6 protein-coding genes and 4 pseudogenes are annotated in these 7,865 nt (G+C 67.7%); 6 read left to right on the plus strand and 4 right to left on the minus strand.

Translation table 11 applies throughout. From position 1 onward, the window contains the following. Positions 1 to 122: 122 nt before the first annotated feature. Complete coding sequence (locus AB0958_RS43705) at positions 123 to 500, minus strand: hypothetical protein (RefSeq protein WP_366896054.1); 378 nt, start codon at positions 498 to 500, stop codon at positions 123 to 125. 254 nt (positions 501 to 754) lie between these two features. On the opposite strand from AB0958_RS43705, the gene AB0958_RS43710 reads away from it, so the two are divergent. The 4 genes and pseudogenes from AB0958_RS43710 (at position 755) to AB0958_RS43725 (ending at position 3,902) form a co-directional block, all read left to right on the plus strand. Beyond that, entirely contained in the window at positions 755 to 1,483 is a 729-nt protein-coding gene (locus tag AB0958_RS43710; protein ID WP_366896055.1) for a hypothetical protein, read from the plus strand. Next, positions 1,480 to 2,913, plus strand: coding sequence for an alkaline phosphatase family protein (locus tag AB0958_RS43715; protein ID WP_366896056.1), 1,434 nt, complete (start codon positions 1,480 to 1,482; stop codon positions 2,911 to 2,913). The genes AB0958_RS43710 and AB0958_RS43715 overlap by 4 nt, the downstream gene beginning before the upstream one ends. A gap of 232 nt (positions 2,914 to 3,145) precedes the next feature. Next, a pseudogene (locus AB0958_RS43720) lies at positions 3,146 to 3,574 on the plus strand (winged helix-turn-helix domain-containing protein); the annotation flags it as partial. A gap of 142 nt (positions 3,575 to 3,716) precedes the next feature. Next, positions 3,717 to 3,902, plus strand: a complete 186-nt coding sequence (locus AB0958_RS43725; RefSeq protein WP_366896057.1) for a transposase — start codon at positions 3,717 to 3,719, stop codon at positions 3,900 to 3,902. 39 nt (positions 3,903 to 3,941) lie between these two features. Here the strand turns inward: AB0958_RS43725 and AB0958_RS43730 are convergent, their stop codons facing one another. Beyond that, positions 3,942 to 4,487: a hypothetical protein gene (locus tag AB0958_RS43730; RefSeq protein ID WP_366896058.1), complete on the minus strand. Its 546-nt coding sequence runs from the start codon at positions 4,485 to 4,487 to the stop codon at positions 3,942 to 3,944. An 855-nt stretch (positions 4,488 to 5,342) separates the two neighbouring features. Here AB0958_RS43730 and AB0958_RS43735 point away from each other — a divergent pair. Then, positions 5,343 to 5,468, plus strand: a pseudogene (locus AB0958_RS43735) (leucine zipper domain-containing protein); the annotation flags it as partial. Between the two features lie 185 nt (positions 5,469 to 5,653). On the opposite strand, the pseudogene AB0958_RS43740 reads toward AB0958_RS43735, so the two are convergent. Both AB0958_RS43740 and AB0958_RS43745 read right to left on the minus strand, forming a co-directional pair. Beyond that, positions 5,654 to 5,767 (minus strand): annotated as a pseudogene (locus tag AB0958_RS43740) (IS630 family transposase); the annotation flags it as partial. Positions 5,768 to 6,077: 310 nt separating this feature from the next. Further along, a pseudogene (locus AB0958_RS43745) lies at positions 6,078 to 6,200 on the minus strand (zinc ribbon domain-containing protein); the annotation flags it as partial. A 283-nt stretch (positions 6,201 to 6,483) separates the two neighbouring features. Here AB0958_RS43745 and AB0958_RS43750 point away from each other — a divergent pair. Further along, complete coding sequence (locus tag AB0958_RS43750) at positions 6,484 to 7,749, plus strand: IS701 family transposase (protein ID WP_366896059.1); 1,266 nt, start codon at positions 6,484 to 6,486, stop codon at positions 7,747 to 7,749. Positions 7,750 to 7,865 lie beyond the last annotated feature (116 nt).

Here is a 7,865-nt window from a genome sequence, read left to right on the forward strand (position 1 = left end):
GGACCCTCGACAAGTCCTATCGTTCCAGGTCAGGAGCACTTCTCGCGTTTGTGATCAAGCCTCGGACAGATCACCTCACGAAAGCCCGAGGCTAGTCAGCCGCCCCGCACAGCGGGGGAACCTCAGACCTCGCCCTGTCCCACCTCGAGTGCCCGCCTGCCCGTGTCGTGCAGGCGTGAGAGGGCGGATCTGAGGCTGGCGTGGGCGCGGCATTCGGGGGCGTCCGGCCACAGTGTTCCGGCGATCAGGCCCCGGGGGACGGCCGCCCGGCAGCACAGCGCGACGAACGCCAGCAGCCGTTCCGAGCTGGACGGAAGTTGCACCAGCTGGTTGTCGACCATGAGGGCGAAGCCACCCAGCGTGACCAGATGCGGGGACGCGGTCTCCGCATCGGCCGGACCACACGGACCGTGCGGCCAGGTCACGGCGGAACGCCGCGTGTTCCCCGCCGGGGCCGCCGCCCCGGCCCTGCTCCGGCCTGCCACCTTCTGTATCGCCATGGGCTCGATCAAACTCCTCGGCGGTACACGTCTACGTTTCCATCTTGCGGCGCGGGGCGCGGCCTGTCGAAAGATGCCCCGGGTAGTGGCGCTACAGCCTTCTTGCGGCGCCCCTTCCCGTTCGTGGCACATGCCGTCGCGTCGCCGTCACGCTGCTGTCACGGCCCGCCGCCCATAGTTGGCGGCGTGGTCCATGCCTGTTCGTGGTGGTCCATGCCCTTTCACCTTCCGCGTTTCACACGACTGGAGGAGAAATGCCGAACGTCAAAATCCAAGTGACCAACGAGAGCACAGTCCTGAAGGACGGCGATGTCGCGGCCGTGGTGCCTGCGTTGCAGAAGCAGGTCACCGAACACTTCGCCCCGGCCTGGGGAATCGACGCCCAACTGTCGTACGTCGCCAGTGACAAGCTCTCCGAGGACTCCTGGTGGCTGGTGGTCCTGGACAACTCGGACCAGGCCGGCGCCCTGGGCTACCACGACCTCACCTCGAACTTCCTGCCGCTGGCCAAGGTGTTCGCGGCCACCGACCTGCAGTTCGGCGAACAGTGGACCGTGACGGTCAGTCACGAACTCCTCGAAGAGCTCGCGGATCCCAACATCAACCTCACGGTGTTCGACCAGCCGACCGCCACGGCCGGCAAGCTGTACGCCTACGAGGTGTGCGACGCCTGCGAGGACGACTCCAACGCCTACGAGATTGACGGCACTCTGGTCAGCGACTTCGTCCTCCCTGCCTGGTTCGAGCCGGGCCGTCCCGCCAACGGAACGCAGTTCGACTACCTCGGACGCATCAAGAACCCCCTCGAACTCCTGCCCGGCGGCTACATCGGAGTCTTCGACGTCACGAAGGGCACTGGATGGCAGCAAATGACCGCCGATGCAGTCGCGGCCCGCTACGCCGACCGGCCGCGCGTCGGCAGTCGGCGTGAGCGCCGCGCGACACCGCGGGACCAGTGGCTGCCGAGCCGAGGGAGGGAATGATGTCCCACGGAAACCAGCTCTCGGCCACGGAGCACCTCGTGGTCCTCATGCTGGAGAACCGCTCGTTCGACCATCTGCTCGGCTTCCTCTACACCGACCAGAACAACGTCTCACTCTCCGGCCAGCCCTACGAAGGACTGACCGGCACGGAGTCCAATCCCGACAAGCAGGGACAGCCTGTCAAGGTCAGCCGTATTCTCCCGACAGATCCGCATCCTTACTTCACGCCGGGCGTGAATCCGGGCGAAGGCTACCGACCGACCAACGCACAGCTCTTCGGCTCACTCACGCCGCCGTCACCACCGACGGCGACCATGAACGGCTTCGTCACGAACTTCGCCGACACACTGGCCCTGCGTACCCAGCAGGCGCAGACCAACCCGCCGGGCCACCGGCCGACGATCATCCCGGGGACCACCGACGGCGACATCATGCGCTGCCACACGGCCGAGAGTCTGCCCGTCCTGTCCGCCCTGGCCCGCGGCTACGCCGTCTGCGACCACTGGTTCAGCTCGGCGCCGACCGAGACGATGCCGAACCGCGCGTTCGCCTGCGCCGCCACCAGCCAGGGGCACATGGACGACCACACCCACACCTTCACCTGTCCGAGCATCTTCGGCCTGCTCAGCCGGGAGGGTCTCGACTGGAAGGTGTACGGCTATATCCTGGACCCGCTGACCAGGGGAAACTTCCCCGACATCCACAGCGCCGGCGCCAGCCACTTCGGCGTGTTCACGGACTTCCAGGCCGCTGCCGCAGCGGGCACGCTGCCCGTCTTCACCTTCCTCGAACCGAGCTGGGCGGCCACCGGCAACAGCGAGCACCCAGTGAACGACGTGGCCGCCGGCGAACGACTCCTCCAACAGGTGTACCGCACCCTGCACGACAGCCCCGCCTGGGACAAGACGCTCCTGGTCATCACCTACGACGAACACGGCGGGTGTTATGACCACGTCCCGCCCCCGGCCACGGCCACCGCGCCCGGGGACGGCACCGCGGGCGAGTTCGGCTTCGACTTCGGTCGATTCGGCGTCCGGGTACCGGCCGTGCTGGTGTCCCCGTTGATCGACAAGGGCATCGTGTTCCGCCCCGGGGGCAACGCGACCCCACTGGACCACACCAGTGTCCTCAAGACCGTCGAAGAGCGCTGGTCGCTGCCCGCGCTCACCCAGCGGGACGCCGCCGGAACGGGTTTCGGAGACGTGCTGACCCTCGGCACGCCCCGCACCGACGACGTCCTCGACAACGTGCACGCGCCCACGGAGGCGGCGGTCAATCCGAACGCCGGGGAGATCTCCCACCTCCAAGCGATCCACGCTGACCTCGTCGCCCGCCAGCTCCTCGCCGGCCCGCACGAGCTGTACCGGCCGCTCCCCGCTGCGCAGACACCCGAGGCGTACGACGCGTTCATCCGAGACCACACCGAGTGAGGGCACCCGGCCTGTAAGCCCCGCGCGGCCAAGGCGACGCGCCCGGTTCCCACCCCGCCGGTGCTCGTGCGCATGCTCCGAGACCACATCGCCCATTTCGGTGTCGCCGTCGACGGCAGGATCTTCCAGAACGCAGCGGGCGATTACATCGACACCGCGGCCTCCTGCTCACCTGGGGGCACCAGTGGCAGAAATCGGGAGCAAGGCATCTTTTCGCTTTGCTGCTCGGACAGTGACCGAGCAGGGCGCCTGGCGGGAGATTCCCCCGCTCAGGCGCCCTTTTCCTGGCCGGTCTCGGCGTGAGCAGGTCCGGTTCGCGGCCGCCGATCTGATCGAGACCGGGGCCAGCGACCGGGAGGTGGCCCGGCGGTTCAGGGTGACGCGGATGTCGGCGAACCGGTGGCGGCGGGCGTTGGCTTCGGGTGGTCGGCAGGCTCTGGTCTCCATGGGCCCCAGTGGCGCCCGCTGCAAGCTCGATGTGGAACAACTCCGACAACAACTCCGACGCTTGGAAGCTCTGTTGGATGCCGGCCCGGCGGCTTCGGGCTGGTCCGACCAGTGCTGGACGTTGTCGAGGATCGTCGAGATCGTTCGCCGCCGGTTCGGTGTCGAGTACACCCTGGCCGGGCTGGACCTGCTGCTGCACCGGATCGGCTGGAGTGTGCAGGTGCCCTCCCGAAGGGCCACAGAGCGGGACGAGGCGAAGATCTACGCTTGGAAAGGACGAGCAGTGGCCCGTCAAAAAAAGAGGGCGGCGGACTTGGGCGCCTGGGTCTGCTTCGAGGACGAGGCCGGCCAGGGCCATGGCCGCGCTGATCTGCATCAAGGCCGGCCACCGGCCGCGGCTGATTTACCGCATCCACCTCGACCGCGGTCCCGCCAAGGGTCGTCGCAAGGGCTTCACCGAGACCGACCACGCCCGCCTGCTGGATGCCGCGCACCAGCAGCTCGGCGGTCCCGTCGTTTTGGCGTGGGACAAGGGCGTGTGATCGCACCTGAAGAGATCTCTGGCCAACGTCAAAGATCTCCTAGAAGTAGGAGGCCACCAGGTCGCGGTCCACCGTGATGGTGTCGCGATCCAATGCGGGCAGCCCCAGGTGGTCACAGACCAGCTGGGTCAGCTGCTCCTCGTAGGTCTCGTTCCGATGGTCCAGCCCGGCCGCCGTGATGAGGGGGGCCATCTTGTTGGGCCAGTATTCTCCGACGTACTCGGGATTCTCGTAGTCGATGCAGGACGATATCTGGCCGTCCTTGTAGTGGTATGCCTTGGGCCCGTGGGCCTTGGCAACGCACGGGTTGGGAACGAACACCATCAGCTCAGCGCCCTGGGGGCACAGCCTGCGGTAGTCGATCTCGTCGTAGTCGTCGCGGTTGAACATATGGTGCACGATCACGCCCCAGTCGCCGGGTGCTGGGTCGTTGCCGTAGGCGAACGGCGGCCGCTGCTGCGCGGACAGGCCTTCAGCCATGGCGGCCAGGCTGGTCCCCTTGAAATAGACCAGGACCGTTTCGTCTTCCCGGTACCGCTCTTCTTCCACCCACGCCGTGACGCCGCAGTCGATCCAACTTGTCATGCCCGGCAACATAACCGGCGCCACTGACATAACAGCCCCCAGAGGCGCCGATCGACGCCAGGACCCACCGCCACCCCACGCCGTCAGGACGTAGCGCTCCGATCGCGGGCTGACGCGCCCACTCGCTCAAGCGCCCAGGTGCATCCAACCGACGTAACCCGCACCCTTAAAAAGCTCTAGAAGAAGCCGAGCTTCTTCGGCGAGTACGAGACAAGGAGGTTCTTCGTCTGATGGTGGTACAACGGCAGCGCATCGTTTGACCAGCGCAAACAGTGCTGCTCTCGGCTTTGGTGGCATCGCTGGCCCGGGAATGGCCCGGGCCCGGGCCGACGAAGGACGCCCGAGTGGCATCGATCGTTGGGGATGGCGTCGCTGCCGGTAACCGACATGCGTTCCATGTCTCACGTGTTTTCGGGAGGCGCGGGGTGACGGCCGAAGGTCTTCGTCCAGGCCGCGATGGCGTCGTGCTTCTCGGAGTGGGCGAGCACCAGCACACCGCCACTGTCGACGATGCCGCTGCCGTCGGCGGCCGGACCGCTCTCGTCTGCTACCGCCGCCTCACCTCATGAGATCGGCTGTGAGCCGACCACGGGGGGCGGGGATTCCGGCTTTGCTGACTTCGGTCCGTCAGAGTGAGGCTGGGTCGTGGGTCAGGGCCGGTGCCCGTCATGAAGCCGTGGAGGGCGGCGGACCGGTACTGGAGTCGTTTGAGCCGGTTGCCGATGAGGGTTTCGAGCCGGTCCAGGTGTGCTGTCTCGGGGCGTTGGTGACACGCGGGCTGGGTGTTTGAACAGGTGAGGGCCTTCTGGGTTCGGTGTGGATTGCGACATCTACGCCCGACCGCAGGAGGCCCCCGTGTCCCACCGTAATGTCCCGCTGACGCCGACCGGCAGGCTGCGTCTGGCCCGGTGTGTCGTCGACGACAACTGGCCCCTGCGGCGGGCTGCGGAACGCTTCCAGGTCAGCCACACCACTGTGGCCGGCGTGAGGAAGCCGGCGCAGGTCGCGGCGGTCTCGTCGGACAGGTCCTCGGTGTAGGCCACGCCCGGGCCTACACCCAGAACACCTGGCGCCAGACCTGCCATGAACTGGGCATCAGCCACGGCGAAGTTGGCCAGGCTGCGCTCGACGTGTGGCCATACCCACTCGACGGGGTCGAGGTCGGGTGAGTAGGCGGGCAGTAGGAACACGATCAGCCTGGCCCGTTCGGTGATCAGCTCACGTATGGCGTCGGAGAGGTGGGTGTTGAGGCGGTCCCAGACCAGCACGGTCGGCGCCATGACGAGTGGACGCCGTCGATCAGCGCGATGAAGTCCCGCTCGCCCGTGCTGCGGCGTCTGTCGTTGCCGGCTCGATGGGTGCGCAGGCGATGGCACAGCCGGGTCCGCGAGCCGGGCCGCACGGCGATCAGCCCGGCCACGGAAAGGCGTCCCGAGCGTCGGCCGCTCACCGTCACGATCGGGGTGCGGCCGCGCCGACCCCAGGTGCGTCCTTTGGGCGGCCGGCGGGTGAAGCCTGCCTCGTCCTCGAAGCAGAGGTAGCCTCCGCAGGCCGCCCGGGCTCTGTTACCTCGACTGTCGCCGCCGGCCTGGCGGCCAGGAGGTTCTTCGCCGCGTTCACGGCCCGGTCATGGGTCGTGCCGCAGCCGCACGTCCAGATGCGCACGTGCACCGGCATACTCTCGGCGAGGGCGCCGGAGGGGGAGCAAAGTTTAGGCACTCCCCAGAAGTCGCAGCGGCCCCGAAAGCGACATACCGACGTACGCGCGCCGCGGCCCGGCGTGTGGGACGACTGCCGGTCCTCCACCCCCGGCCCCGCCCGCCGGGAGCGCCACCTAGTACTCCAGTCTGACTTCGCGATCTTGTGGCGGACCCGGCTGGGAACGGGTACGGCCACCGCGTGATCATCGGTTGGTGTGTGGACAAACGAAGATCGTGCGGTGGCCGCGGGCCATAGCGTAGACCCTGCCCGCTGGCGGGTGTTGTTCGACCAGGTCATGGCTCGTATCGCCGGGCGGTTCGGCCGAGTTGAGCCTCGGGCCACGGCCCGCGCCTACTTGCTCGGGCTGCTGTCGGCTACCGAGCGGAAGAACTGCTGGCAACTGGCTGAACAGGCTGGTCACGCCCGGCCCGGGCCGATGCAGCGCCTGCTGCGTTATGCCCGCTGGGACGCCGACGCCGTCCGTGACGATGTCCGCGCCTACGTCGTCGACCATCTCGGCGACGACGGCGTTCTCATCGTGGACGAGACCGGCTTCGTGAAGAAAGGCAGCATGTCGGCGGGGGTGCAACGCCAGTACACCGGCACAGCCGGCCGGATCGAGAACTCCCAGGTCGGCGTGTTCCTCGCCTATGCCACTGAGCGGGGACGCGCGCTGATCGACCGACGGCTCTACCTGCCCGAGCGCTCCTGGTGCTCCGATCCCGAGCGCCGCCACGCTGCCGGGGTGCCCGAGGACCTCCCCTTCGCGACCAAGCCCCGGCTGGCCGAGGAGATGATCGTCGCCGCGCTGGACGCCGGAGTGAGTGCATCGTGGGTGACTGGCGACGAAGCCTACGGCCAGGACCCGCAGTTACGCGCACGCCTGGAGCGGATCGGCATCGGCTACGTGATGGCCGTCGCCTGCTCCACTCGGGTCCGGATCAACCAGGGCCGCACCCCTGTCCGCGCCGATGTCCTCGCCGACCGCCTGCCCGCCTCTGCCTGGCAGCGGCACAGCGCCGGAGCCGGCGCGAAGGGCCCGCGCTACTACGACTGGGCCTGGATCCACATCGGCACCGGCGTCCATCGTCACCTGCTGATCCGCCGCAGCCAGACCACCGGTGAACTCGCCTTCTACCTGTGCTGGTCACCCAACCAGATCACCCTGCACCAGCTCGTCCGCGTCGCCGGTGTCCGCTGGAGCGTCGAGGAGTGCTTCCAGGCCGCCAAGAGCCAAGTCGGCCTGGATCACTACCAGGTCAGGCACTGGACCTCATGGCACCGCCACATCACGCTCGCCATGCTGGCCCTGGCCTTCCTGACCGCCCTCGCCGCCGACGCCAACCCCGCCCGGCCTGCCGATCCGCAACATCCCGCCCGCAGCCACGACCCGATCATGCTGACCGTCCCGGAGATCCGTCACCTGCTCGTCGCCGTCTTTACCCCACCGGCCATGACTGCCGCCAGACTGCTGCATTGGTCCACCTGGCGCAGACGCCACCAGGCAACAGCGCGACGCAGCCACTACCAACGACGATCCGCCGACGGACCCGCTGGATAGATCACGAAACCGCACTGGAGTACTAGGGTGCGTTTCAAATGTGCTGGTCATAGCCATTCGTTGATGGCTGCGACCAGCACGGTCGCCTCGTAGCGGACCGCCAACTTGTCGTACCT

It is taken from the genome of Streptomyces sp. NPDC006655 (assembly GCF_040703965.1).
In the GTDB taxonomy this organism is placed as follows: domain Bacteria; phylum Actinomycetota; class Actinomycetes; order Streptomycetales; family Streptomycetaceae; genus Streptomyces.